23 protein-coding genes and 1 pseudogene are annotated in these 22655 nt (G+C 71.5%); 12 read left to right on the top strand and 12 right to left on the bottom strand.

What is annotated here, in order from left to right; genetic code table 11:
• Positions 1 to 4: 4 nt before the first annotated feature.
• Complete coding sequence (locus ACFY29_RS03120; protein ID WP_386982945.1) at positions 5 to 439, bottom strand: TIGR03668 family PPOX class F420-dependent oxidoreductase; 435 nt, start codon at positions 437 to 439, stop codon at positions 5 to 7.
• A 123-nt stretch (positions 440 to 562) separates the two neighbouring features.
• Between ACFY29_RS03120 and ACFY29_RS03115 the strand changes: the two genes are divergently transcribed.
• A complete protein-coding gene (locus tag ACFY29_RS03115; protein ID WP_386982943.1) occupies positions 563 to 1012 on the top strand; it encodes a VOC family protein in 450 nt (149 codons plus the stop codon).
• Positions 1013 to 1345: 333 nt separating this feature from the next.
• Positions 1346 to 1741 (top strand): nitroreductase family deazaflavin-dependent oxidoreductase, encoded by a 396-nt coding sequence (locus ACFY29_RS03110; RefSeq protein WP_386982941.1) that lies wholly within the window; start codon positions 1346 to 1348, stop codon positions 1739 to 1741.
• 19 nt (positions 1742 to 1760) lie between these two features.
• On the opposite strand, the gene ACFY29_RS03105 is transcribed toward ACFY29_RS03110, so the two are convergent.
• The gene (locus ACFY29_RS03105; protein ID WP_386982939.1) at positions 1761 to 2003 is read right to left on the bottom strand and encodes a DUF4326 domain-containing protein; all 243 of its coding nucleotides are present in this window, start codon (positions 2001 to 2003) and stop codon (positions 1761 to 1763) included.
• Positions 2004 to 2037: 34 nt separating this feature from the next.
• Between ACFY29_RS03105 and ACFY29_RS03100 the strand changes: the two are divergent.
• Positions 2038 to 2334 (top strand): annotated as a pseudogene (locus ACFY29_RS03100) (aldehyde dehydrogenase family protein); the annotation flags it as partial.
• Here the strand turns inward: ACFY29_RS03100 and ACFY29_RS03095 are convergent.
• From ACFY29_RS03095 to ccsA, 5 genes are read right to left on the bottom strand one after another with little or no spacing between them, the layout of a single operon-like run.
• A complete protein-coding gene (locus ACFY29_RS03095; protein WP_386982937.1) occupies positions 2306 to 3202 on the bottom strand; it encodes a cytochrome c-type biogenesis protein CcmH in 897 nt (298 codons plus the stop codon). The pseudogene ACFY29_RS03100 and the gene ACFY29_RS03095 overlap by 29 nt on opposite strands.
• Positions 3199 to 3750: a redoxin family protein gene (locus ACFY29_RS03090; RefSeq protein WP_355610567.1), complete on the bottom strand. Its 552-nt coding sequence runs from the start codon at positions 3748 to 3750 to the stop codon at positions 3199 to 3201. The genes ACFY29_RS03095 and ACFY29_RS03090 overlap by 4 nt, the downstream gene beginning before the upstream one ends.
• A complete protein-coding gene (locus ACFY29_RS03085; protein WP_386982935.1) occupies positions 3750 to 5681 on the bottom strand; it encodes a heme lyase CcmF/NrfE family subunit in 1932 nt (643 codons plus the stop codon). Before ACFY29_RS03085 ends, ACFY29_RS03090 begins: the two co-directional genes overlap by 1 nt.
• Entirely contained in the window at positions 5671 to 6081 is a 411-nt protein-coding gene (locus tag ACFY29_RS03080; RefSeq protein ID WP_386982933.1) for a cytochrome c maturation protein CcmE, read from the bottom strand. The genes ACFY29_RS03085 and ACFY29_RS03080 overlap by 11 nt, the downstream gene beginning before the upstream one ends.
• Positions 6078 to 6830 carry a cytochrome c biogenesis protein CcsA gene (ccsA, locus tag ACFY29_RS03075; protein WP_386982931.1) on the bottom strand — a complete coding sequence of 251 codons (753 nt, stop codon included), beginning with the start codon at positions 6828 to 6830 and terminating at the stop codon, positions 6078 to 6080. Before ccsA ends, ACFY29_RS03080 begins: the two co-directional genes overlap by 4 nt.
• A 160-nt stretch (positions 6831 to 6990) precedes the next feature.
• On the opposite strand from ccsA, the gene coxB reads away from it, so the two are divergent.
• Genes coxB through ACFY29_RS03030 form a run of 9 tightly spaced genes read left to right on the top strand, consistent with a single transcriptional unit; the run spans position 6991 to position 15692 of the window.
• Positions 6991 to 8010 carry a cytochrome c oxidase subunit II gene (gene coxB / locus ACFY29_RS03070; protein ID WP_386982929.1) on the top strand — a complete coding sequence of 340 codons (1020 nt, stop codon included), beginning with the start codon at positions 6991 to 6993 and terminating at the stop codon, positions 8008 to 8010.
• A gap of 17 nt (positions 8011 to 8027) precedes the next feature.
• Entirely contained in the window at positions 8028 to 9953 is a 1926-nt protein-coding gene (ctaD, locus tag ACFY29_RS03065) for a cytochrome c oxidase subunit I (protein ID WP_386982927.1), read from the top strand.
• On the top strand, positions 9950 to 10576 hold the full coding sequence (locus tag ACFY29_RS03060) for a heme-copper oxidase subunit III (RefSeq protein ID WP_386982925.1): 627 nt from the start codon (positions 9950 to 9952) through the stop codon (positions 10574 to 10576). Before ctaD ends, ACFY29_RS03060 begins: the two co-directional genes overlap by 4 nt.
• On the top strand, positions 10573 to 10977 hold the full coding sequence (locus ACFY29_RS03055) for a hypothetical protein (RefSeq protein ID WP_354967398.1): 405 nt from the start codon (positions 10573 to 10575) through the stop codon (positions 10975 to 10977). Before ACFY29_RS03060 ends, ACFY29_RS03055 begins: the two co-directional genes overlap by 4 nt.
• Entirely contained in the window at positions 10965 to 11879 is a 915-nt protein-coding gene (locus tag ACFY29_RS03050) for a cytochrome c oxidase assembly protein (protein ID WP_328415546.1), read from the top strand. The genes ACFY29_RS03055 and ACFY29_RS03050 overlap by 13 nt, the downstream gene beginning before the upstream one ends.
• Complete coding sequence (locus tag ACFY29_RS03045) at positions 11876 to 12268, top strand: cytochrome c family protein (RefSeq protein ID WP_208869579.1); 393 nt, start codon at positions 11876 to 11878, stop codon at positions 12266 to 12268. The genes ACFY29_RS03050 and ACFY29_RS03045 overlap by 4 nt, the downstream gene beginning before the upstream one ends.
• Positions 12269 to 12271: 3 nt before the next feature.
• Positions 12272 to 13072 (top strand): c-type cytochrome, encoded by an 801-nt coding sequence (locus ACFY29_RS03040; RefSeq protein WP_386982922.1) that lies wholly within the window; start codon positions 12272 to 12274, stop codon positions 13070 to 13072.
• A complete protein-coding gene (locus ACFY29_RS03035) occupies positions 13069 to 13932 on the top strand; it encodes a ubiquinol-cytochrome c reductase iron-sulfur subunit (RefSeq protein ID WP_386982920.1) in 864 nt (287 codons plus the stop codon). The genes ACFY29_RS03040 and ACFY29_RS03035 overlap by 4 nt, the downstream gene beginning before the upstream one ends.
• Positions 13929 to 15692 carry a cytochrome bc complex cytochrome b subunit gene (locus ACFY29_RS03030; RefSeq protein ID WP_386982918.1) on the top strand — a complete coding sequence of 588 codons (1764 nt, stop codon included), beginning with the start codon at positions 13929 to 13931 and terminating at the stop codon, positions 15690 to 15692. Before ACFY29_RS03035 ends, ACFY29_RS03030 begins: the two co-directional genes overlap by 4 nt.
• Before the next feature lie 257 nt (positions 15693 to 15949).
• On the opposite strand, the gene ACFY29_RS03025 is transcribed toward ACFY29_RS03030, so the two are convergent.
• The 5 genes from ACFY29_RS03025 to ACFY29_RS03005 form a co-directional block, all read right to left on the bottom strand.
• Complete coding sequence (locus ACFY29_RS03025; protein ID WP_386982916.1) at positions 15950 to 16942, bottom strand: TIGR03842 family LLM class F420-dependent oxidoreductase; 993 nt, start codon at positions 16940 to 16942, stop codon at positions 15950 to 15952.
• An 11-nt stretch (positions 16943 to 16953) separates the two neighbouring features.
• Positions 16954 to 18357, bottom strand: coding sequence for a dihydropyrimidinase (gene hydA / locus ACFY29_RS03020; RefSeq protein WP_386982914.1), 1404 nt, complete (start codon positions 18355 to 18357; stop codon positions 16954 to 16956).
• On the bottom strand, positions 18354 to 19196 hold the full coding sequence (locus ACFY29_RS03015; RefSeq protein ID WP_328415562.1) for a nitrilase-related carbon-nitrogen hydrolase: 843 nt from the start codon (positions 19194 to 19196) through the stop codon (positions 18354 to 18356). Before ACFY29_RS03015 ends, hydA begins: the two co-directional genes overlap by 4 nt.
• Positions 19193 to 20749 (bottom strand): NCS1 family nucleobase:cation symporter-1, encoded by a 1557-nt coding sequence (locus ACFY29_RS03010; protein WP_386982912.1) that lies wholly within the window; start codon positions 20747 to 20749, stop codon positions 19193 to 19195. Before ACFY29_RS03010 ends, ACFY29_RS03015 begins: the two co-directional genes overlap by 4 nt.
• A gap of 238 nt (positions 20750 to 20987) precedes the next feature.
• Positions 20988 to 22592 (bottom strand): PucR family transcriptional regulator, encoded by a 1605-nt coding sequence (locus ACFY29_RS03005; protein WP_386982911.1) that lies wholly within the window; start codon positions 22590 to 22592, stop codon positions 20988 to 20990.
• Positions 22593 to 22655: the final 63 nt, after the last annotated feature.

Below are 22655 nucleotides of genomic sequence, written 5' to 3'. Positions count from 1 at the left end.
GCGCTCACCCGGCCGGGTCGGCTGCCGCGTCCGCCGCGGACCACGCCGACCAGGCGGTCACCGCTACCGCGATCACCGGTCCGGCTGGTGGTCGCTGGACATACTGCGGGTACTTGTCGGCCAGCGCGGCGCGGGCCGTGGCCTCCTCCACGCGGTCCTGCACCAGACGGCCGTGCCCGTCCAGGCGGACCCACCACAGCCGCGACCAGTCCTCGTCGTACTCGTCGATCAGCAGGCAGGCGTGCCCCGTCGCCCGGATGTTCTCCAGCCGGCGTAGCCGCCGGTGGCGCTTGGGCTTCTCGTCCACCGCGTGGTAGGCGACGTCGTCGAGCAGGACGAAGCACACGGGCACCAGGTGGGGACGCCCATCCGCGCGGACGGTGGTCAGCCGGGCCACCCTGGCCGACCGGACCCGATGCCGGATCTCGTCGGCGGGCACAGGCCCGACGGTAACAGCCGACACCGGCCATGGTGACTCATTGTGGCTGCGGCGTCGTCGAGCCGATGGGTGTGCCGGCAACGCATGCGGGTACGCGCTGCCGACCGGACCCGGGGAGGCGTGATGGAGAGCGAGGCGCCCGACTACTTCCAGCCCGAGGCTGGGCTGGTTCTGACGCACCTGCTGATCGTGCGGGATGTGGACCGCTCCCGGGAGTTCTACCAGCGGGTGCTGGGGGCGACGGTGGTGCGGGAACGCCAGCCGGCGATCCTGCGGTTCCACAACAGCTACATCGTGATCAACGACGAAGGTGGCCCGACCGACGACAAGCCGGATGTGCAGGCGCAGGCGCCGCCGGATTCGCGGACGCTCAGCAGCGCGATGAACGTCCGGGTCACCGACGTCCGGGCGGTCTACGAGCAGTGGCGATCACGGGGTGGGGAGTTCCTGACCGAGCCGAAGGACCATGGCGTCGAGATCCGGTGTTACCTGCGGGATCCGGACGGCTACCTGATCGAGCTCGGCCAGGGCACCGGGATCCTCGCCGAGATGGGTCGCGCAGCCTCCGCCTGAGCCTGACGATAGGCGCCGGCACCCCTGGTCACGGCCAGACCAACCATCGTGATCGGGCCCCTGGTGATCAGGCGGCGGGTACCGCGAACGTCGTGGAGGATCTCGGCGCGAAGGTCTCGTACCTCGCGCTCGCCGTCGGCACCCGGGTACGACGTCGACTCGGCACCCGTCGGTCCTGCCAATTCCCCAGGGTAATGCGGTACGCAGCGCCGACCTCATCCCAGGTCGGTTCGTAGCCGACGGTGCCGAAGGCGATCGTCGGGCGGTAGAAACCGCTGCAGCGATCGAAGTGTCGGCCGGCGCGTCGATCGCACCTGGGCGAACATGGTGGCCATGGTGTTACCCAGACGGATGGCGCGGTTCAACCGGGTCGTCACCAACCGCGTAACCGGTCCGCTGGCCGGGCGGCTGCCCGGCTTCGGCGTCATCATCCACCGGGGCCGCCGCTCCGGTCGGGTGTACCGGACGCCGATCAATATCTTCCGGACGTCCGACGGTTACGTCGCCGCGCTGACCTACGGGGTCACCGACTGGGCGAGAAACGTACTGGCGGCCGGCGGCTGTGAGCTGGAGATCCGCGGCCGGCGAGTGCCACTCACCCGTCCCCGCCTCGTGCACGACCCCACCCGCCGGGACATGCCGCCGGTCGTCCGCCAGCTCGTCGGGGTGATCGGCGTGACCGACTTCCTCTATCTCGACACCGTGCCCGATGCAGACCACGTCCAGTAGGCAGATCTCCGCCGGCTTCCTACCGAAGGCTCGACGTTGGCAGCGAGTCGGCGAGTTCGGCGATAACCTCGGCGTGGCAGCGCTCCGGCACGCACCAGCAGCCGAGCCGGCGTCCGCGCAGGCCGGGGCGGAGGGCGAGGAGGTCGGGTCGGCCGAGCAGGTACGCCCGGTACTTGTCGAGGATCTCGTTTCGGGTGCCGTCAGGGCCGGGGCGGACTACGACCCCGCCACCGGCCAGGTCTCCGGACAGGTCGACTCGCAACCGCCTCGGTCGTCGATGATCGGTCGCCGCCGCCGACGAGGCGTTCACCCGATGGCGTAGCGCATCCCTCGCTCGGCGGATGAGCGTCATGTTCTCCTTCCGGGAACTGCTCAACGCCCGAAAGTCCGACCTCGCCCAGATCATCACCGCCGAGCATGGCAAGGTGCTCTCCGACGCCGCGGGGGAGATCCAGCGTGCGCTGGAGGCGGTCGAGTTCGAAGGATCGGCGGCGATCGGTGCGGGCCAGCACCAATGCGTGCGCGACCCGGCTCAACGTGGATCCATGGGGTTCGGGTGGGGTGTCACGGGCCGGCGGCCAACAGTCGGGTGATCTCTCCGGCGGCCGGATGCTCCGGAGCGATGGTCAGGAAGCGTTGCAGGGTGCGCGCCGCCTCGGCGGACCGGCTGTCGCGCTGCGCCAGCCCGAGCACGAGCAGGCCGTCCGGGGAGTCTGGGGAGCGGGTCAGCACCTCCCGCGCCGACTGCTCCGCGCCGGCGTTGTCGCCGGCCCGCAGCAGCGCGAAGGCGAGCCGCAGCTGGATCGCATCGTCGGGGCGGTCGCGCAGGGCCTCCCGGTACATCCGCGCTGCGGCGTCGTAGCGGGCCTGCCCCTCGAGGTCGCGGGCCAGCTGCACGGCGACCGTCACGGGATCGGCCGGTTCCGGATCCTGGCCCGGCCGGTCCAGGCGGCTGGCGGCCACCGTGACCGACGCGACGAGGCTCACCATTCCCACCGACACCGCGCGCCACGCCCGGCGTGCGGCCCGACCGGTGGGCGCCGCCTGCACCGCCGTGGCCCGCGCGGACGGAGTCGGGCGGGGACGCAGCGTGCGCAGGGCCGCGTAGCCGCCGGCCAGCAAGGTCAGCGCGGGTACGGCCCAGAGCAGCAGCTCCGCCCGGCGGGTCGGCGGGTCGGTCAGCACCTCCGGGCCGTAGCGCTGGACGAACCAGCGGCGGATCTCGTCGCGGTCCCGCCCCTGGGCCAGCTGGTCCGCCACCACCTGCCGCATGGCCGCCGCGATCGGCGACCGGGAGTCCGCCACCGACTCACCCTGGCAGGCCGGGCAGCGTAGACCCACTGCCACGGCGCGTACGGGGTCCTCCCGACCGGTGCCGCCGGTCGACCGGACCAGCCCCGCGCCCGCTGCGGCGATCAGCGCCGTGAGGACGAGTGCCCCAACGGCCGCGCGCCACCTCATCGGGCCAGCAACGGCGCCACCCGCTGCTCAAGCCACTGCCGGGTGACCACACCCTGCTGCCGGTCGACGATCCGGCCGTCCCGGTCCACCACGAACGTTTCCGGCACTGCCCGGACGCCCCAGTCGACCGCCCGGGTGCCCTCCGGGTCTGGCAGCACGGTCAACTCCCGTGCGCCGGTCTCGTCAAGTAGCGCCCGGACCGCCTCGGCGCCGTCCCGGACGTTCAGCCCCACCAGCCGCAGCCCACGGGGCGACCACTGCCGTTCCGTCTCGACCAGTAGCGGCAGCTCGTCCCGGCACGGGCCGCACCAGGAGGCGAACACGTTGACCAGCAGCACGTGGCCACGGGCTTCGGTCAGGTCGAACCGGCCACCATCCAGGGTGGCGCCCGTGAGCGCCGGGGCCGGCGCGGGGGTGACGCCGTTGGCGGCGCCGGCGTCGAGCGGCGTCGACGGTGACCGCAGGCCGAGGGCGACCACGGTGCCAACGGCGACGATGAGCACCAGCACCAGCGCCGGGCCAGGTCGCAGCAGGCGGCGGGCGGTCATCACCGGGCCCCGGCGGCGACCGGGTCAGGCGATGCCGCGACGACGTCCGGGCGTCGCGGACGGGCGGTGCGGATCGCCGCCAGGAGTCCCCCCGCGGCCGTCAGCGTGCCGCCGGCCCAGAGCAGCCCGACGAGCGGGTTCACCGCGAGCCGTACGGTCGCGCTGCCGCTGTCCGGGGCGACCGCGATCAGGGTGACGTACGTGTCCCGCAGCAGTCCGGTCTGGATCGCCGGCACCGTGACAGCGGTGTCCCGGGCGGGGTTGTAGCGTAGGGCGGGCCGGACCGTTCGTTCCCCGCCGCCCGCCTCGGTGAGCCGGAGCCGCGCCCGTACGGTCATACCCCCGCTGGCGCCGCTGCGGTCCACGCCGACCAGGCGCACGGACACGTCGCCCACCCGCAACGCCTCCCCAGTGTGGATGGTTCGCTCCGTGTCGCGGCCGTACGCGGAGGATCCCGCGACACCCACCGCAACCAGGGCGATCCCGGCGTGCGCGACCAGTCCGGCAGCCCTGCCCGGTCTCCGGTTCCGGCCGGAGCGCGGCCGCCGATCGGCCAGCTCTCCGGCCACGCCGGTGAGCACGAACGCCGCCGCTCCGAACGCGGTGAGCGCGGGCAGGCCGGGCCGGCTGAGCAGCCCCACCACGGCGACGGTGGCGAGCGCCACGGCGCCGGGTAGGGCGAGTCGCCGCAGCGCCTGCGTCCGGTCGCGGACCCGCAGGGCCGGCGTCACGCCCATCATCAGCAGCACCGCGATCGCCAGCGGTACCGCCGTCCGCTGGTAGTAGCCGGGTCCGACCGAGGTGCGCACCCCGCCGAGCGGTTCGGAGAGCAGCGGGAAGATCGTGCCGATCAGCACCACCGCCGCGATCGTCACCAGAAGCACGCCGTTGACCAGCACGGCCGTCATCCGGGACAGCAGCGGTGTGCTCCTGCCGTGGGCGGGTTCGGGATCGCGCCATCCGGTCAGGACCGTCGACACGACGAGCGTCAGCAGCACGAAGCCGAGCAGCATCGGCCCCAACGGCGAGTCGGTGAAGGCGTGCACGCTGGCTACCGCGCCGGACCGGGTAAGGAACGTGCCGAGCAGCACCAGCACGAAGCTCGCGGATGCCAGGGCCAGGTTCCAGCCGGCACGGCCGGCGGCGCGGCCCAGGGTGGCGTGCAGGAAGGCGGTGGCGGTCAGCCAGGGCAGCAGCGACGCGTTCTCCACCGGGTCCCACGCCCAGTAGCCGCCCCAGCCCAGCACCGCGTACGACCACCAGGCCCCGAGCCCGATGCCGGCGGTCAGCGCCGCCCACGCCGCCAGGGCCCAGGGTCGGGCGGCCCGTACCCAGCCCCGCCCCTGCTGGCCGGCCAGTGGTGCGGCGATCGCGAAGGCGAACGGCACGACCAGGCCGATGTAGCCGGCGTAGAGCAGGGGAGGGTGCACGCCCATCGCCGGGTGCTGCTGCAGCAGCGGGTTCGGCCCCGGGCCGTCGGCGGGTACCGGGTTCACCTCGCGGAACGGGTTCGCGGCGAAGGTGGACAGCGCGAAGAAGAACATGGTCACCGTGCTGACGACCACCATCGCGTAGGCGTGCAGCCGGGGCGGGTGCCGGCGGTGGGCCAGCAGTGCCGCGTACCCGGCGAGGATCAGCAGCCAGAGCAGCAGCGACCCGTCCAGGGCGGACCAGAGGCTCGTCAGCGTGTAGTACAACGGCACCTGGCGTCCGCCGTTCTCCGCCACGAAGCGGACGCTGAAGTCGTGCCGGAGCAGGGCCGCCTCCAGCAGCGCGCAGGCGACGGCGGCGGTTGCCAGGGTCGCGGCGGTCCCGAGGCGGGCCGCTCGGGTGGGCGTGGCGAACAGGGCCACCCGCAGCCAGAGCAGGGCGGTCAGGGTGGCGCAGAGCAGACCGACCGTGAGGCTGGCGGTGCCGAGGTCAGCGAGCATCGACCGACCCCGGCGGGGCGGTGGACGGGCGGTATTCGTTGCCGTGCCGGACCACGACGTGGTCGGAGCGGAACACCCTGTCCGGCGACAGGGTGCCCTCCACGACCGCCCCCTCGCCCTCCCGGAACGTCTCCGGTGGGACGCCGTACTGTTCGACGGTGATCTCGTGACCGTCCTCGGCGAGGCGGAACACCACGAGGTCGCCGGTGCGCCGCAGCGACCCGGGCACCACGTCGCCGCCGAGGCGTACCCGTTCCGAGGTCGCGTCCGGATCGCCGAGCACCTCGCCCGGAGTGCGGTAATAGGTCAGGGTCTCCCGGAGCGCGCTGGTGACCAGTAGCGCGCCGGCGGCGAGGAGCACGGCGACGACGGCGGTCCGGCCCCCGCGGCGACGGATCATCCGACACGGACCGGGACGCGGTCGGGGGCCGTGTCGGGGGTCAGCCGGCGTTCCAGCCGGACCACCCGGTACAGCAGGACGCAGAGCGCGGCGAGCGTCGCGGCGGCGACGGCGAGCAGCAGGGCGACGCCCATCCTGGGGTCGATGGGCGGGCGCTGCGGGGCGAGCACGGTCGCCTGCTGGTGCAGCGACCGCCACCAGACGACGGAAAAGTGCACCACCGGGACGAGCAGGAAGCTGGCCATCCCGACGACCGCGGCGGGCCGCGCCACCCGGTGGTCGCCTCCGTCTCGCGCGCCGGTCCGCTCTGCCAGCGAGCGGCGCAGGGCCAGGTAGCCGGCGTACGCGAGCAGCAGCAGGACGGTGCTGACCAGCCGGGGGTCCCACGCCCACCAGGCACCCCAGACCAGCTTCCCCCACAGTGACCCGGTGGCGATCGCGACGGCGGTCAGGGCCGCGCCGATCTCGGCGCCCGCCCGCGCGAACCGGTCCCAGCGAAGGTCGCCCCCGATCAGGTACGCGCCGCTGGCGGTCAGCACGACGGCGAACGCGGCGTAGGCAACCCAGGCCGCGGGGACGTGGAGGTACATCAGTCGCTGCGCCTGGCCCTGCACCTCGTCGGGGGGTGCCAGCCATCCACCGGCCACCGTCGCCGCCGCGGTGAGCCCGCCGGCGAGCCAGGCCATGGTCCGGCGGCCGGCGGCCGCTCTGCCGGTGTCCGCGACAAGGTCCACGGTGGAGGCTCGCATGATCTCCCTGTCCGCGCCCCCGGGGCGCTTGCGGATCGAGTTGCGGTATCACCATAAATCGGTCCAGTCGCACTCGTCGGGTTATCAGCCGCAAACAGGGATGAACGGGGTTCGGAAGGGCCTAGTGTCGCTCTCGGTGGACACGACAGCAGGGATGACCATGAGCGCTGCCCGACCCGCCGGGCGGCGCCGGCAACCGCGCCCGCTCCCGGTGCTGACGGCGCTGTGCGGCCTGGCCCTGCTCGCCGGATGCGGTGGTGACCCGCCGTCCGTCCTTAACCCCGCCGGCACGGGCGCCGCCCGGGTCGCCAACCTGTGGTGGCTGCTCTTCTGGATCTCGCTGGCGGTGGTCGCCGAGGTCATGGCGCTGCTGATCTGGGCGCTGGTGTTCCGGCGGGGCAACGTCCGGGTGCGCCACGGGCAGCCGCTCCGCTTCGTCGCGATCGCCGGAGCCGGGCTGCCGTTCGTCATTCTCGTCGCCGTCTACGGGGTGGGGCTGCGGGACCTCGCCGCGCTCGCCGTCGATCCCGACCCCGACGCCCCGACGGTGGAGGTGACCGGCCACAAGTGGTGGTGGGAGGTGCGCTATCCGGGGGCGTCCGGGGCGACCGCGAACGAGATCCACATTCCGGTGGGGGAGCGGGTGAAGGTCCGGCTGCGCACGGACGACGTGCTGCACAGCTTCTGGGTGCCGCAGCTCATGCCGAAGACGGACCTGATCGCCGGTGAGACCCGCGAGACCTGGTTGCGGGCGGAGCGGGCCGGCCGCTACCGCGGCCAGTGCGCCGAGTACTGCGGCACCCAGCACGCCCACATGGCCTTCCTGGTCGTGGCGGAACCCCGCACCGACTTCGACGCGTGGCTGACCCGCCTGAACGCCCCGGCCCGTCAGCCGCGCACGGAGGCCGAGCGCCGCGGCCAGCAGGCGTTCGTGCAGGGCACCTGCGCGGCCTGCCACGCGGTACGGGGCACCGGCGCCCAGGGCCAGGTGGGGCCCGACCTGTCGAACGTGGGATCCCGATGGAGCCTCGGCGCCGGGGCGGTACCGAATGACGCCGGACACCTCGGCGGCTGGATCGTCAACTCCCAGACGGTCAAGCCCGGCAACGCGATGCCCCCACAGCCGGTCGGCGCGGCCGCGCTGCCCGACCTGATCACGTACCTGCGGTCGCTGGATTAGGTCGGGGAGGGGGAACTATGGTCACGACCAGCACGTCGCCCGGCGTCAGCCGGGTGGACCTGGCCCGGCTGACGGAACACTGGGCGGAGTCGCGCTCGCTACGCGGCTGGTTCAGCACGGTCGACCACAAGAGGATCGGCCGGCGCTACCTGGTCACCGCCGGGGTCTTCTTCGTCCTCGCCGGACTCAGCGCCCTGGCCATGCGCACCCAGCTCGCCCGACCCGAGGCGGGACTGCTGTCGCCCGAGGAGTACAACCAGCTCTTCACCATGCACGGCACGGCGATGATCTTCCTGTTCGCCACACCGATGCTCTTCGGCTTCGGGAACTACCTCGTACCCCTGATGATCGGCGCCCGGGACATGGCGTTCCCGAGACTGAACGCCTTCGGCTACTGGGTCTTCCTGTTCGCCGGCCTGTTCATGTGGGCGAGCCTGCCCTTCGGCGCCGCCCCCAACAGCGGCTGGTTCGCGTACGCGCCGCTGAACTCCGAGCAGCACAACCCCGGCCTGCACATGGACGTCTACGCCCTCGGTCTGCTCTTCCTCGGCATATCCACGACCGCCGCCTCGATCAACTTCATCGTCACCGCGCTCAAGCTGCGGGCACCGGGAATGTCGCTCAACCGGGTACCGCTGTTCGTCTGGGCGATCGTCGCTACCGCGTTCATGGTGATCTTCGCGCTGCCGGCGCTGAACCTCGACAACGCGATGCTGTTCCTCGACCGCCGGTTCGACACCCACTTCTTCGACCCGTCGGCCGGCGGAAACGTCCTGCTCTGGCAGCACCTGTTCTGGATCTTCGGACACCCCGACGTGTACATCATCGTCATGCCGGGGCTGGGCATCGTTTCGGCGGTGCTACCCGCATTCACCCGGCGGGGCGTGGTCGGCTACCCGCTGATCGTGCTGTCCATCGTGGCGATCGCGATCATCTCGTTCGGGGTCTGGGTGCACCACATGTTCGCCACCGGGCTGCCGCAACTGTCGTACAGCTTCTTCAGCGCGGCCAGCACGATCATCACCATTCCGTCCGGGCTGCAGATCTTCGCCTGGCTGGCCACCATGCTGCTCGGCCGGCTGGTCATCCGGGTGCCGCTACTGTTCGTCGTCGGCTTCATCGTGACCTTCGTGCTCGGCGGCGTCACTGGCACGATGTTCGCCCTGACCGCGTTCGACCAGCAGGTCACCGACACCTACTTCGTGGTGGCGCACTTCCACTACGTGCTGATCGGCGGCGCGGTCTTCCCGATGCTCGCCGGCATCTACTACTGGCTGCCCAAGATCACCGGGCGGATGTACCACGAAGGGCTGGGGCGCTGGGCGTTCTGGCTGGTCTTCGCGGGCATGCACGTCACCTTCTTCCCCATGCACCTCTACGGTCTGTTCGGGATGCCCCGCCGGGTCTACACCTACGCCAGCGAGCCGGGCTGGGGCGGATGGAACCTGGTCAGCACCATCGGCTCCTACGTGCTCGCTCTCGGACTGCTGCTCGTGCTCGTCGGCGTGGTGCACGCCGTCCGCCGGGGTCGGCCCGCCCCGCCGGACCCCTGGCGCGCCGACACCCTGGAATGGGCCACCACGTCGCCGCCCGAGCCGTACAACTTCCCCGTCCTGCCTCGGGTGCACAGCCTGCACCCGGTGTGGGACGAACGGACCGCCGAGTCGACCGGCGAGGGGGCGACCGCGGACCGCATCCTCAGCGAGGGACGCAACACACTGCTCACCAGCGAACTGGACGGCCGCGTCGAACGCCCGGTGCCGATGCCGGAGTCAACGCTCAAGCCCCTCGTGCTCGCCGCCGCGTTGCTGGTCCTCTTCGCCGCTCTGCTCGTCGCCTGGTACCCGGTGGCGGCCGTCGCCGCGGTGGTGGTGGCCGCGACGATCGCGGTCTGGCTCTGGCCAGCTGGACCGAGCCGGACGAGCGGGGTGGCGACACCATGACGGATCGGGGCGGGATCATGGCGGCCACTGGCGCCGAGGCGCTGAGCACCGAGCTGCCAGCCGGTCGATCGACCGGCTGGTGGGGCATGGTGATGTTCGTGGCCACCGAGGCCACCCTCTTCGCCTGCCTGCTCGGCAGCTACTTCTACCTCCGCTTCCAGTACGGCCCCCAGTGGCCGCCGGGCGCCATCGGGGCCCCGGAACTGCTCAAGCCGTTGATCATGACCGCCGTGCTGCTGCCCAGCAGTCTGCCCATGGTGTGGGCCGAACGCGGCAGCCGGCACGGCCGGCGGTGGCAGCTGCGGTGCGGCCTGGGCGGCACCATGGTGCTCGGGCTGACCTTCCTGACCCTGCAGGCCATCGAGTACGCCGAGAAGCTCCGGCACTTCACCCTGACCACCGACGTGTACGGGTCGCTGTTCTACCTGATCACCGGTTTCCACGGGCTGCACGTCCTGGTCGGCCTGACCATGATCGGCTGGCTGCTCGCTGCCGCCCTGAGCGGCGGCACCATCGACGCTCACCGGCGCGAGCGGGTCCGCAACACCGCCATCTACTGGCACTTCGTCGACGCGGTGTGGGCCGCCATCCTGTTCACCATCTACCTCTCCCCACGACTATGACCACCACACCACCCGGGCCACGGGCCCGTCTGACCGGCGGGGTGCTGCTCTGGTACGGCGTCCTCGGCGGCGGCGTCGCTTGGGCCGTACACGTGCTCGCCGCCTGGGGCCTCGACGAACTCGCCTGCGCCGCCGGCTCCGACCGCGTCCTCGCCATGCCGCTCGGGCGGGTCGTCGGGCTCGCGGTGATCGTCCCGGCCCTGGTCACCGCGGGCTCGCTGGCGGTCGCCGCCCTGGCGTGGCGACGCACCGCCCGCGCGCAGGCCACGGGCACCCAGGACCGGGCGTACGGCCGGTCCCGGATGCTCGCCGTGGTGGGCGTCTGGGTCAACCTGCTGTTCCTGACGATCATCGTGCTCGGCGGGGTCGCCGTGCTGGTGCTGCCGCCATGTCAGCTCTGAGCGTCCACCAGGCACACGGGCCCGGCCAGAGCCCGCTGGCCGAGAGCCTGCTGGCGATGCTCGTCGTCGTCACGGTCTGCCTGCTGGCAGCCGGCTACGGGCGGGGCGTCCAGGAGCTGTGGTCGCGCCGCGGCGCGGGGCACGTGGTCCCCCGCCGGCGGGTGGCCGCGTTCGGCGCCGGACTGCTGGTGGTGCTCGGCACTGAGCACGGGCCGGCGCACGAGATGGCGGAGTCCTCCTTGGCCGGGCACATGGCTCAGCACATGCTGCTCCTGCTGGTGGCCGGGCCGTTGCTCGCGGCCGGCGCGGCGGGGCTGCCGCTGAGCATGGCCGTGCCGCTCCCGCTGCGCCGGCTGCTCGCCCGCTGCCGGGTGGCGCCGCCGATGCGCCGGCTGCGCCACCCGGGCACGTACGCCCTGCTGGCCGGTGGCGGGCAGACCGTCGTGCTCTGGTTCTGGCACCTGCCCGGGCCGTACGCGGCCGCGGTCGACCGTCCCGCCGTGCACGCCACCGAGCATCTGTGCTTCCTGGCCACGGCCTGGCTGTTCTGGGCGCCGGTGCTCGGCTCGCCACGGCACCGCGCCCCCGCCCCGGTGACGGTGCTGCTGCTGGCCGGCACCATGCTGCCCGCCTCGGCCCTCGGCGCCGTGCTCACCTTCGCCCCGCAACCGATCTATCCGCGGCGGGTGTTCGGCGCCGACCCGCTGGCCGACCAGCAACTCGCCGGCCTGTTGATGTGGGCGCCGATGGACCTGGCCGTGCTGGTCGTGGCGCTGACCGTGTTCCTGGGCTGGCTGCTGCGGATGGACCGCGACCGGCCCGACGGCCTGCGCGGGGGGCCGCCACCCGGAGGGACCCGCCCGATGGCGACCACAGCTGAAGCGGAAGGGATGGTGCCATGATGCTGCCCCGCCGGCTCTGGGCACTCGGTGCGGCCCTCATGATCCTGCCGATGGTCGCGGTTACCGCCTGCGCCTCGACGGCCCCACCGCCACCACCGGAGTCGCGCAACGGACGGCCCGACCGCGGCGCGGAGCTGATCGCCCAGTACGGCTGCGGGTCGTGCCACACCATCCCCGGCATCAACCGCGCCGACGGCCTGGTCGGCCCGCCCCTGACTCGGTTCGGCGCCCGCTCCTACATCGCCGGTCAACTGCCCAACAACGCCGACAACCTCCGGCGCTGGATCGCCGATCCCCAGGCCGTGGAGCCCGGGACCGCCATGCCGAACCTCGGTATCAGTGCCATTGACGCCCAGGACATCGCCGCCTACCTCTACACGCTGGACTGACCGATGCGGCACTCACGAGCCGCGGCCCGGCGGCTCACCCTGCATCCCCGCCGGATGCTCGCGGTCGGAGCCGTGCTGGTGCTCGCCGCCGGTCCGGTGGCGCTCGCCCCCGAGCCGACCCCCGGGGCGGCGACCCCGGCCGCGTCCGCGCCGTCGTCGAACCCGGCGGACCGGGGCACCGAGCTCTACCTGCAGCAGTGCGCGAGTTGCCACGGTGAGCAGGGGCGGGGCACGCAGCGGGGCCCGTCGCTGATCGGCGTCGGCCCCGCCTCGGTCGACTTCCAGGTCTCCACCGGACGGATGCCGCTGTCGCGGGAGGAGCAGCAGGCCCGGCGCGCGGAACCGGTGTTCTCGGCCGACGACATCCGCGCACTGGTGGGCCACGTCGGCAGCTTCGGCGGGGGTGGTCCGCAGATACCCCGGGTCGCCCCGGGCAACCTGGCCTCCGGTCAGGAGATCTTCGCCGCCAACTGCGCACCCTGCCATGGGGCCACCGGCGCGGGCACCGCGCTGACCGACGGCTGGACCGCCCCGCCGCTGTACGACACCACAGCGACGCAGGTCGCCGAGGCGGTCCGGGTCGGCCCCGGGCTGATGCCGGTCTTTCCCAGCCAGGTGCTCGACGACCAGCAGGTCAACGACCTCACCGCGTACGTGCAGCGGCTCCGCGGCGAGCGGCTGGACCGGGGCGGCAACCCCCTCGGTCGGCTCGGCCCGCTGGCCGAGGGACTGGTCGCCTGGGTGGCCGTCCTGGGTCTGCTGGTGGCAGCCGCGCGGTGGCTGGGCAGGAGGGCGGGGGAGTGAGCGCGCGGCGTCCCTCGGCGAGCGAGCGGGCGGCCAGTCGCCGGACCGTCGTCGCGTTTCTGGTCAGCGCCGCCGGGGCGGTGGGCTTCGCGGTGACGTACGCGGTGGGCGGCGACACCCGCTGGGAGGGGGTCTGTCTCGCGGTGGCCTTCGCCGGGCTGGCCGTGGGCCTCGCCATCTGGGGCCGGCGGCTCGTGCCGGTCGACGGGTACGTCGAGGAGCACGAGGGCTTCGCGCCGCCTCCGACCGAGCAGGCGATGACCGCCGCAGTGCTCGCCGCGCCGGACAGCCCGGTGCGGCGGCGGGGCCTGCTCGCCGCGCTCGGGCTCGCGCTGAGCGCGCTCGGCGCCGCCGCGCTGTTCCCGCTGCGCTCCCTGCTGCCCTCCGGTCGGGCCCACCCGCTCCAGGCACGCAGAGACACCCCATGGGGACTCGGCGTGCGGCTGGTCACCGCGGACGGACGGCCACTGCGGCTGCAGGACGTGCCCGCCGGCACCGCGGTCGGGATCTTTCCCGAGGGCCACCTCGACACCGGGGACGGCCCCGCTTTCGCGGTCCGCCTTGATCCGGAACGCTTCGCCCGCCCGCCCTCCGCCGGTCACCTGAACGGGCTGGTCGTCTACTCGCTGCTCTGCACGCACGCAGGGTGCCCGGTCCGGATCTACCTCAAGGGCACCGGGCAGGTGCTCTGTCCCTGCCATCAGTCCTCCTTCGACCTGCTGGCAGATGCCCGGCCGGTGGCCGGTCCGGCGGCCCGGGCGCTGCCAGGGCTGCCGATCGAGGTCGGACCGGACGGCTTCCTCCGCGCGACCGGTGACTTCACCGTGCCGCCCGGCGCGGGCTTCTGGAGCTCACCATGATCACCGACCATCTGGCCCGGGCCCTGGACGACCGGCTACGGCTCTCGCCGATCACCCGCCGGGCGCTGGTGAAGGTCTTTCCCGACCACTGGTCGTTCATGCTCGGCGAGATCGCGCTCTACTCGTTCATCGCGCTGATCCTCACCGGCGTCTACCTGACCTTCTTCTTCGACGCCAGCTCCGCCGACCGGGTCTACCGCGGCGCGTACGCCCCGCTGGACGGCGCCACCACCTCCGCGGCGTACGCCTCGACGGTGCGGCTCAGCTGGGACGTCCGGGCCGGCCTGCTGATCCGGCAGACCCACCACTGGGCCGCGCTGGTCTTCGTCGCGGCCATCGTGCTGCACCTGGCGCGGATCTTCTTCACCGGGGCGTTCCGCAAACCCCGTGAGCTCAACTGGCTGATCGGCGTGACCATGCTGACCCTCGCCCTGGCCAACGGCTTCACCGGCTACTCCCTGCCGGACGACCTGCTCTCCGGGCTGGGCCTGCGGATCATCACCTCGGTGGTGGAGTCGATCCCCCTGGTCGGGGCGTGGCTGGTTTCCCTGGCCCTGGGCGGGGAGTTCCCCTCCGACGAGATGATCCCCCGGATGTTCGTCGCCCACGTGCTGCTGGTGCCGGCTGTCCTCGTCGCCCTCGTGTCGCTGCACATGGGCATCCTGGTGCGGCAGAAGCACAGCCAGTTCCCCGGTCCGGGGCGGACCGAGCACAACGTCGTCGGCTCCCGGCTGTGGCCGAGCTACACCCTGCGCACGCTCGCCCTGTTCGCCTGGGTGCTGGCGGTACTGTTCGCCCTCGGCGGCCTGATCCAGATCAACCCGGTCTGGCTCTACGGGCCCTTCGAACCGGCCCAGTCCACCGCGCCGGCCCAGCCCGACTGGTACGTCGCCTGGGGTGATGGGGCCCTGCGGCTGTTCCCGCCGCTGGAGTTCCGCGTCGCCGGGCATCTGGTGCCCGCGCCGTTCTTCCCCGGCGTGGTGCTCGGCGGGTTGACCTTCCTCGTCCTCTACGCGTGGCCGTTCGTCGAACGGCTGCGTACCGGCGATCGCCGGCAGCACCACCTGCTCGACCGGCCCCGCGACCATCCCGTCCGGATGGGCATCGGTGTGGCCGCGCTGACCTTCTACGCGGTACTCACGGTGGCGGCCGGCGACGACATCATCGCCCGCGTGCTGCGGGTGCCGATCTACGACCTGCTGTCGGTGTTCCAGGTGCTGGTGCTCGTCCTGCCGATCCTGGCCGGGGCGCTCGCCTTCCTGACCGCGCGGGCGCTGCACCGCGGCGGCGCAGCCGGCGTCGGCGAACTCACCCGCGCGGACCTGCGGCGGGCCGCCCACCGCTCGCCTCACCCGCCCGAGGGCGAGGGTGGACCGGAAACACCCGCCCTGGACAGGCCGGGGGAGCGAATCGAGCTGTGGCCGGAGGGCGACCTGTGGCGTTGGCGTTACCGCGACGAGGCCCGGCACCTCGTCATCGGCGGGAACCGGGCCCTGCGCTCGGAGGAGGAAGCGATCTCGGCCTCCCGGCTCGCGTACCCGGGGGTCGACCGGGTGGTGGTGCCCGGACCGCCGCCGGCGCCACCGCCCGGGCCGATCCGCGCCGCCCTGCGCCGTTGGGGCCGGGCGGCGGCCGTCGGGTCGCTGCTGCTCGCAGCCCTCGTCGAGAAACGGCGGGACCGCCGGGAGCGGGAACGGGTGGACGGCCCGACGCCGCCGGAGCCGGCGGAAGAGGCGCCGACCGGGGATAGGCGGACATGACACACCTGGTGGGGCGCGTGGAGGGAAAGGGCCGATGAAGGCTCCGCCGTCGCCGAGGGTGGCGCGACCGGTGATGTATCACCAACGAGGATCAGGGTCGGGATCATGGCACGGCCCCCTCCATGTCCCCGCACCGCCGTCCCTTCAAGAACGTCCCCAGACCGCTCCGGCGGCCACGTGGACCGCCTCAGCCGGCTTGTTTGAGCTCCACCGATCACGCTCAGGAAACGTGCGAGGCGTACGTCGAGTGGCCCGGATCAGACCTGCGGGATGACGTTCTTGCCGTACGACGAGAGGGTCTTCTCCTTGTCGTCATGCATGAGGTAGAGGGCGAAGTTGTGCACCCCGATCTCCTTGAGCTCCTGCAGCCGGTCGACATGGGCTGACTCGGGGCCGACGAGGCAGAACCGGTCGACGATCTCATCGGGCACGAAGTCGGTGGACGGATTGCCGGCACGGCCGTGGTGTGCATAGTCGTAGCCCTCGCGCCCCCTGATGTAGTCGGTGAGCGCCTTCGGCACGACCCCGGAATCACCGTAGCGGGCGACCAGGTCGGCCACGTGGTTGCCGACCATGCCGCCGAACCAGCGCAGCTGATCCCGTTGGTGCGCGAGATTGGTGCCCACGTAAGCCGGCGCGGCCACGCACATCGTGATCGAGTCCGGATCTCGACCTGCTGCGGTGGCCGCATCGCGTACCGAGCCGATCGTCCAGCGGGCGATGTCGGGATCGGCCGTCTGCAGGATGAAGCCGTCGGCCTGCTCGCCGACCAGCCGCAGCGCTTTCGGGCCGTAGGCGGCCATCCAGATCTCCAGCCTGCCGTCCCGCACCCACGGGATGCGCACCGGCGTGCCGTGGTGTTCGACCTCGTTGCCTTCGGCCAGCTCCTTGATCACGTGCATCGCTTCTTTCAGCGTGGCCAGGCTCGCCGGCGGCTGCCCGATGACCCGCCGGGCCGAGTCGCCGCGGCCAATCCCGCACACCGTGCGGTTGCCGAACATGTCGTTGAGCGTGGCGAAGAGCGACGCGGTGACCGACCAGTCGCGCGTGCTCGGGTTGGTCACCATCGGCCCGACGATCAGGTGCTTGGTTGCGGCGAGGACCTGCGAGTAGATGACGAACGGCTCCTGCCACAGCACGCAGGAGTCGAACGTCCACCCGTAGCGAAACCCGTTGTCCTCGGCGGCGGTGAGGCCGGCCACGACGTCGCGAGCTGGCGGGTCGGTCTGAAGTACGACACCGAAGTCCACCGCTTCTCCTTTTAGACCAGGTACTGATTGAGATCGCGCTTCAGGAACCTGCCGTGCCCGGCCGCGCCGTGGAAGGCGTTGTCGTCGACCACGACTCGACCACGGGACAGCACGGTCGAGACCTTCCCGGTCAGCTCCATGCCCTCGTACGCGGAATAGTCCACGTTCATGTGGTGGCTGCTGGCCGAGATGGTCTGCCGGGCCGTCGGGTCGTACACCGTGATGTCCGCGTCGGCGCCCGGCGCGATGACGCCCTTGCGCGGGTAGAGCCCGAACATCCTGGCGGGCGTGGTCGAGCTGATCTCCACCCAGCGCGGCAGGGTGATCTCGCCTTTCACGACGCCCTGATAGAGCAGGTCCATCCGGTGCTCGACGCCGGGCATCCCGTTCGGGATCTTGGAGAAGTCTCCCCGGCCCAGCTCCTTCTGGTCCTTGAAGCAGAAGGGGCAGTGGTCGGTGGACACCAGCGACAGGTCGTTGGTGCGCAGGCCCCGCCACAGTTCCGCCTGGTGCTCCTTGGGGCGCAGCGGGGGAGAGGCGACGTACTTCGCGCCCTCGAAGTCGGGCTTGGCCAGATCCTCCAGCGACAGGAACAGGTACTGCGGGCAGGTCTCGGCGAACACGTTCTGCCCGGTGTCACGCGCCTGGGTGACCGCGTCCAGGGCGTGCGCGGCGGAGAGATGCACGATGTACAGCGGCGAGCCGGTGACCTTGGCCAGCGCGATCGCCCGCGAGGTCGCCTCGCCCTCCAGCTCGGGCGGCCGGGTCAGGCCGTGCTGCACCGGGTCCGTCTGACCGTTGGCCAGCGCCTCGAGGACGAGCTGGTCGATGGCGATGCCGTTCTCTGCGTGCATCATGACCATCGACCCGGTGTCCCGGGCCTTCTGCATCGCCCGCAGGATCTCCCCGTCGGTGGCGTAGAAGACCCCCGGATAGGCCATGAACATCTTGAACGTGTTGACGCCCGCGTCGATGCAGGCGTCCATCTCCTTCAGAGACGTGTCGTTGACGTCTGAGATGATCATGTGGAACCCGTAGTCGATCGCGCAGTTGCCGTCGGCCTTGCTGTGCCACTTGTCCAGCGCGGACAGCACGGACGTGCCCTTGCCCTGTACGGCGAAGTCGACGATGGTCGTCGTGCCGCCCCAGGCTGCCGCGATTGTCCCGGTCTCGAAATTGTCCGCCGAGAACGTGCCGCCGAACGGCATCTCCATGTGGGTGTGGCCGTCGATGCCGCCCGGCACCACGTACTTCCCGGTGGCGTCGATCACGCGCTCGGCACCGGACGCCCACTGCTCGGCCAGACCCGAGTCGGGCGCTGCGAGCGCCGCTATCCGCTCGCCCTCGACCAGCACGTCCGCCGGGTACGCCCCGGTGGCGTTGACGATTGTTCCGTTGCGGATGACGATGCTCACGGCTTCACCAGCGATTCGTACGTGTCGGGACGGCGGTCGCGGTAGAAGGCCCACAGGTCACGGACCTCGGCCAGCTTGTCCATGTCCAGGTCGCGGACGACAACCTCCGCTTCGCTGTCCGACGCCGCGTCGCCGACCAGTTGCCCGCGCGGGTCCACGAAGTACGACTGGCCGTAGAAGTCGTTGTCGCCCAACGGTTCCACGCCGACCCGGTTGATCGCGCCGACGTAGTACTCGTTGGCGACCGCGGCCGCGGGCTGCTCCAGCCGCCACAGGTACTCCGACAGGCCGCGGCTGGTCGCCGACGGGTTGAAAACGATCTTCGCGCCGGCCAGGCCGAGCGCCCGCCAGCCCTCGGGAAAGTGCCGCTCGTAGCAGATGTAGACGCCGATGCGCCCCACGGCGGTGTCGAACACCGGATAGCCGAGGTTCCCCGGCCGGAAGTAGAACTTCTCCCAGAACCCCTTCACCTGCGGAATGTGGTTCTTCCGGTGCTTGCCGAGGTAGGTGCCGTCGGCGTCGATCACCGCGGCGGTGTTGTAGTAGACACCGGGCTGCTCCTGCTCGTACATCGGCACGATCAGCACCACGCCGTGCTGCTCGGCGACCTCGCGCATCAGCGCGGTCGTCGGCCCGTCCGGGATGGCCTCCGTGTACGAGTAGTAGTCCGCGTCCTGGATCTGGCAGAAGTACGGGCCGTAGAACAACTCCTGCAGGCAGACCACCTGTGCGCCCTGCGAGGCGGCGCTGCGGATGGCGTCGACCGCGTTGGCGATCATCGACTCCTTGTCGCCGGTCCACTTCTGCTGCACCAGCCCGGCTCGGATGATGTTGCTCATCTCTCCCCCTTCGCGTGCGCGGTGCGCGGTATCGACAGCGCCAGGTAGACGAGGAACCCGCCGATCAGACCGACCACCCAGCTGTAGTCGTAGAGCGGCTTGAGGAACGGGATGAGCCCGTCCTCCGGGAACGGCCCCTTGCCGGGTGCGGAGTAGGCGCCACCCACCGCGAGGACCGCGCCGACGACGGTGGCGACGATGGCGGCCCAGTTCCACCCGCCGGCGAACCAGTACCTGCCCTCGGGCCGGTAGAGGGCCGGCAGTTGGAGGCTGGTGCGGTAGCGGATCCAGTACCCGCCGATGAGTACGCCGGCGACGGCGCCGAGCAGGCCGCCGTAGAACCCGAGCCAGACGAAGATGTAGATGTTGGGGTCCTGCACCAGGCGCCACGGTTGGATCAGGATGCCGAGCACGCCGGTGATCAGGCCTCCGGTCCGGAAGTTGATCAGTCGGGGCAGGGCGTTGGAGAAGTCGTACGCCGGGCTGACCGTGTTCGCCGCGACGTTCACCGACAGCGTGGCGACCACGACCGTGAACAGGCCGAGTGCGACGACCAGCGGGTTCTCGAACTTGGCCGCGAGCTGGATGGGGTCCCAGATCGCCTCACCGTAGATCACGGCCGTGCCCGAGGTGATCATGATCGACAGGATGGCGAAGAACGACATCGTGGTGGGTAGACCGAGGATCTGGCCGTACGCCTGCTGCCGCTGACTGCCGCCGAACCGGGTGAAGTCGGGGATGTTCAGCGACAGCGTCGCCCAGAAGGCGATCATCCCCATCAGTGACGGCGCGAACAGCTTCCAGAAGTCGGCGCCCCAGCCCAGCTTCGACGGCTGGGACAGGATCGGGCCGAGCCCGCCCGCCTCGACCATCACCCAGATCAGCAGGGCGACGGCGACCACGATGACGAACGGTGCGGCCCAGTTCTCGAAGCGCCGCAGGGTGTCCATGCCCCGCCAGATGATCGCCATCTCGATCGCCCAGAACAGGAAGAACGAGGCCCACAGCGTCCACGGGTAGTCCATCACCGTCGCCGCGTCGACCCACCAGGAGCCGAGCAGCTTGCCGGCGATCGCGTAGATCGCCTCGCCGCCGATCCAGGTCTGGATGCCGAACCAGCCGCACGCGATGAAGGCGCGGAGCAGGGCCGGGACGTTCGCGCCGCGGACTCCGTAGAACGCGCGGGCGAAGACCGGGAACGGGATCCCGTACTTCGTGCCCGCGTGGCTGTTCAACAGCATCGGGATCAGGACCAGCAGATTGCCCAGCGTGATCGTGAGGAACGCCTGCACCCAGTTCATGCCGAGCTGGATGAGCCCGGCGGCGAGCAGGTAGGTGGGGATGTTGTGCGCCATGCCGATCCACAGCGCCGCGAAGTTGTACGTGGTCCAGGTGCGCTTCTCGATGGGCACCGGGGCGAGCTCTTCGTTGAAGTACGGGCTGTCGGCGATCGTGGAGAAATCACGCAGCTCGACTCGGCCATCCGGATGGGTGATCTGTGTGCCCGGCTCGACCGCGGTGGTCTCGGCGGGGGGCAGGGGTTCAACGGCCATCGGTCACCTCCCTGTCACGCTGCCGCAACAGCGGCCGTCCAACCGGCGCGTGCTGCGGGTGGGGGCGGATCAGCACGATCTTTATCTCGGAATGGTGGGCGTCCCGGACCCGCCACGGGCAGCGGCAAAGTGTCCACGCTTGCCATGATCGGGGCACACTCTGTCCACGGGCATGCCCGCACGGAGCTGTCAATCGCCACGGTGGATGGATTCGGGCCTTCTGCCGGACCCTTGACCGTCACGCGTCGTCGAGTTCGTGCACCAGCAGCGCCACGTACAACGACAACCTCGACTCCGGGTCCTCCAGCGACACCCCGAGCACCTGCGCGATCCGCGACAGCTGCTGGTAGTAGGCCGTACGTGACAGGTGCGCGGCGCCGGCCGCCGCCGACTTGTTCCCGCCCTGCTCGCAGAAGCAGCGCAGCAGCTCCACGAGTCGGCTGCCCTGGCTGTCATCGCGCGCCAACAGGGGCCCGAGCTCCCGGTGAGCGAAGGCCCGGACACGCTCGTCCTCGCGCAGCAGGTGCAGCAGGCCACGCAGTCGCACGTCGTCCAGCCGGTGGTAGACCTGGGTGCTGGGGGAGCGTAGCGCGGCACCGGCGACGTGTGCGGCCTCGCCAAGACTGCGCCGCACATCGGACACCTGCGACACCGTCGTGCCGACGGCCACCACCACGGCACTGGCCGCCGAGCGGTGAACTTCTCTGGCCAACCGCCGCAGGATCGCATCGACCTCCGCCTGCGCTGGCAACGACAACAACGCGCGCACGCTGGTGTCGTCCACGACGCCCACCAACGCCGGCACACTCACCCGTCGCGCGGCCAACGCGGTGGCCTCCGCGAGGTCCCGCAACACCTCCTGCGTGGCCAGTGCGGGGGCGCGCGGCGTGATGCTCCCCGGTCGGATCGCCACCCCGACCAGTTTCCGCCGCTCCAGCGCAACGCCCAACGCGGCCGCCCGGGTGGTCAGATCAGGAGGAGGCAGGGCCTGGCCGAGCAGTTGCGCGAGCAACATCCGGTGCGTCTGCCGCTCCAGGCTCTCCCGATCCCGCGCCACGAGCCGGTGCACCGCCAGTGCCGACGCGGCCCGCTCCGCGACCACCACGTGACGGTGCGGGGGAGGGGCTGGCGAGAGCAGAACGAGCCGTCCCCAGTCGGCGCCCTGCGCGCCGACCGCGGTGATCAGCCAGCCGGCTTCCTCGTCGTAGGCGGTCCGTTGGGACACCGCCACGGACCGGGATCGCTGCCCCCAGTCGGTCAGCAGCTCGATCGGGTCCTGGCCGGCCGCGTCGTACGCGAGCACGTCGTGCCCCAGCGTCTCCAGGACGACCGGCAGCCCGGAGATCCTCGCGACCTCGCGCAACACCTCGGCTGGCTCCGCGCCGGCGACCGTGAGCGCGGTGAACGTCTCGTGCACCTGCTCAGCCGCCCGCAGCTCGGCGAGCTGCGCGTCCACGATCAACGCGACGACCGCCTCCGTGACGGACACGAACTGGGTCTCCCGCGCCAGCGTGATCAATGGAAGCCTGTGTCGTTCCGCGGCCGCCACCAGCGCGTCCGGCACGTGGTCGCTCCAGCGCCGGACCAACTCCACCACGAGCCCCGCCGCGCCGACCGCGGCCAGGTCGTCCACGTACGCCGTCAGTGCCGTTTCCTCGTCCGGCAGCGCGATGCCGGTGGTCAGCACGAGCTCGCCGCCGCGCAGCAGATGAGCGATGTCGGCGACCTCCGCCGCATGAACCCATCGGACGGGCCGCTGCATGCCGGCGGACCCCGCGACGACGCGTGGCCGACCGCGCCGGATCACGGGCAGCGCCACCGCTTCTGCGACCGTCGGGTACATGCCGCCTCCCCTGCGCGGTTGCACACAACGTAGCGCCATCGATGCCGACCCGTACAGATTGTC

The sequence above is a fragment of the Micromonospora sp. NPDC000668 genome, from assembly GCF_042897975.1.
In the GTDB taxonomy this organism is placed as follows: Bacteria; Actinomycetota; Actinomycetes; order Mycobacteriales; family Micromonosporaceae; genus Micromonospora.
This window is presented reverse-complemented; position numbering and strand designations above follow the sequence as displayed.

Excerpts from the sequence above, each read along its gene's own strand:
- ACFY29_RS03115 (WP_386982943.1), top strand. The coding sequence starts at position 563 with ATGGAGAGCGAGGCGCCCGACTACTTCCAGCCCGAGGCTGGGCTGGTT.
- ACFY29_RS03110 (WP_386982941.1), top strand. The coding sequence starts at position 1,346 with ATGGTGTTACCCAGACGGATGGCGCGGTTCAACCGGGTCGTCACCAAC.
- ACFY29_RS03095 (WP_386982937.1), bottom strand. The coding sequence starts at position 3,202 with ATGAGGTGGCGCGCGGCCGTTGGGGCACTCGTCCTCACGGCGCTGATC.
- ACFY29_RS03090 (WP_355610567.1), bottom strand. The coding sequence starts at position 3,750 with ATGACCGCCCGCCGCCTGCTGCGACCTGGCCCGGCGCTGGTGCTGGTG.
- ACFY29_RS03085 (WP_386982935.1), bottom strand. The coding sequence starts at position 5,681 with ATGCTCGCTGACCTCGGCACCGCCAGCCTCACGGTCGGTCTGCTCTGC.
- ACFY29_RS03080 (WP_386982933.1), bottom strand. The coding sequence starts at position 6,081 with ATGATCCGTCGCCGCGGGGGCCGGACCGCCGTCGTCGCCGTGCTCCTC.
- ccsA (WP_386982931.1), bottom strand. The coding sequence starts at position 6,830 with ATGCGAGCCTCCACCGTGGACCTTGTCGCGGACACCGGCAGAGCGGCC.
- coxB (WP_386982929.1), top strand. The coding sequence starts at position 6,991 with ATGAGCGCTGCCCGACCCGCCGGGCGGCGCCGGCAACCGCGCCCGCTC.
- ctaD (WP_386982927.1), top strand. The coding sequence starts at position 8,028 with ATGGTCACGACCAGCACGTCGCCCGGCGTCAGCCGGGTGGACCTGGCC.
- ACFY29_RS03060 (WP_386982925.1), top strand. The coding sequence starts at position 9,950 with ATGACGGATCGGGGCGGGATCATGGCGGCCACTGGCGCCGAGGCGCTG.
- ACFY29_RS03055 (WP_354967398.1), top strand. The coding sequence starts at position 10,573 with ATGACCACCACACCACCCGGGCCACGGGCCCGTCTGACCGGCGGGGTG.
- ACFY29_RS03050 (WP_328415546.1), top strand. The coding sequence starts at position 10,965 with ATGTCAGCTCTGAGCGTCCACCAGGCACACGGGCCCGGCCAGAGCCCG.
- ACFY29_RS03045 (WP_208869579.1), top strand. The coding sequence starts at position 11,876 with ATGATGCTGCCCCGCCGGCTCTGGGCACTCGGTGCGGCCCTCATGATC.
- ACFY29_RS03040 (WP_386982922.1), top strand. The coding sequence starts at position 12,272 with ATGCGGCACTCACGAGCCGCGGCCCGGCGGCTCACCCTGCATCCCCGC.
- ACFY29_RS03030 (WP_386982918.1), top strand. The coding sequence starts at position 13,929 with ATGATCACCGACCATCTGGCCCGGGCCCTGGACGACCGGCTACGGCTC.
- ACFY29_RS03015 (WP_328415562.1), bottom strand. The coding sequence starts at position 19,196 with ATGAGCAACATCATCCGAGCCGGGCTGGTGCAGCAGAAGTGGACCGGC.
- ACFY29_RS03010 (WP_386982912.1), bottom strand. The coding sequence starts at position 20,749 with ATGGCCGTTGAACCCCTGCCCCCCGCCGAGACCACCGCGGTCGAGCCG.
- ACFY29_RS03005 (WP_386982911.1), bottom strand. The coding sequence starts at position 22,592 with ATGTACCCGACGGTCGCAGAAGCGGTGGCGCTGCCCGTGATCCGGCGC.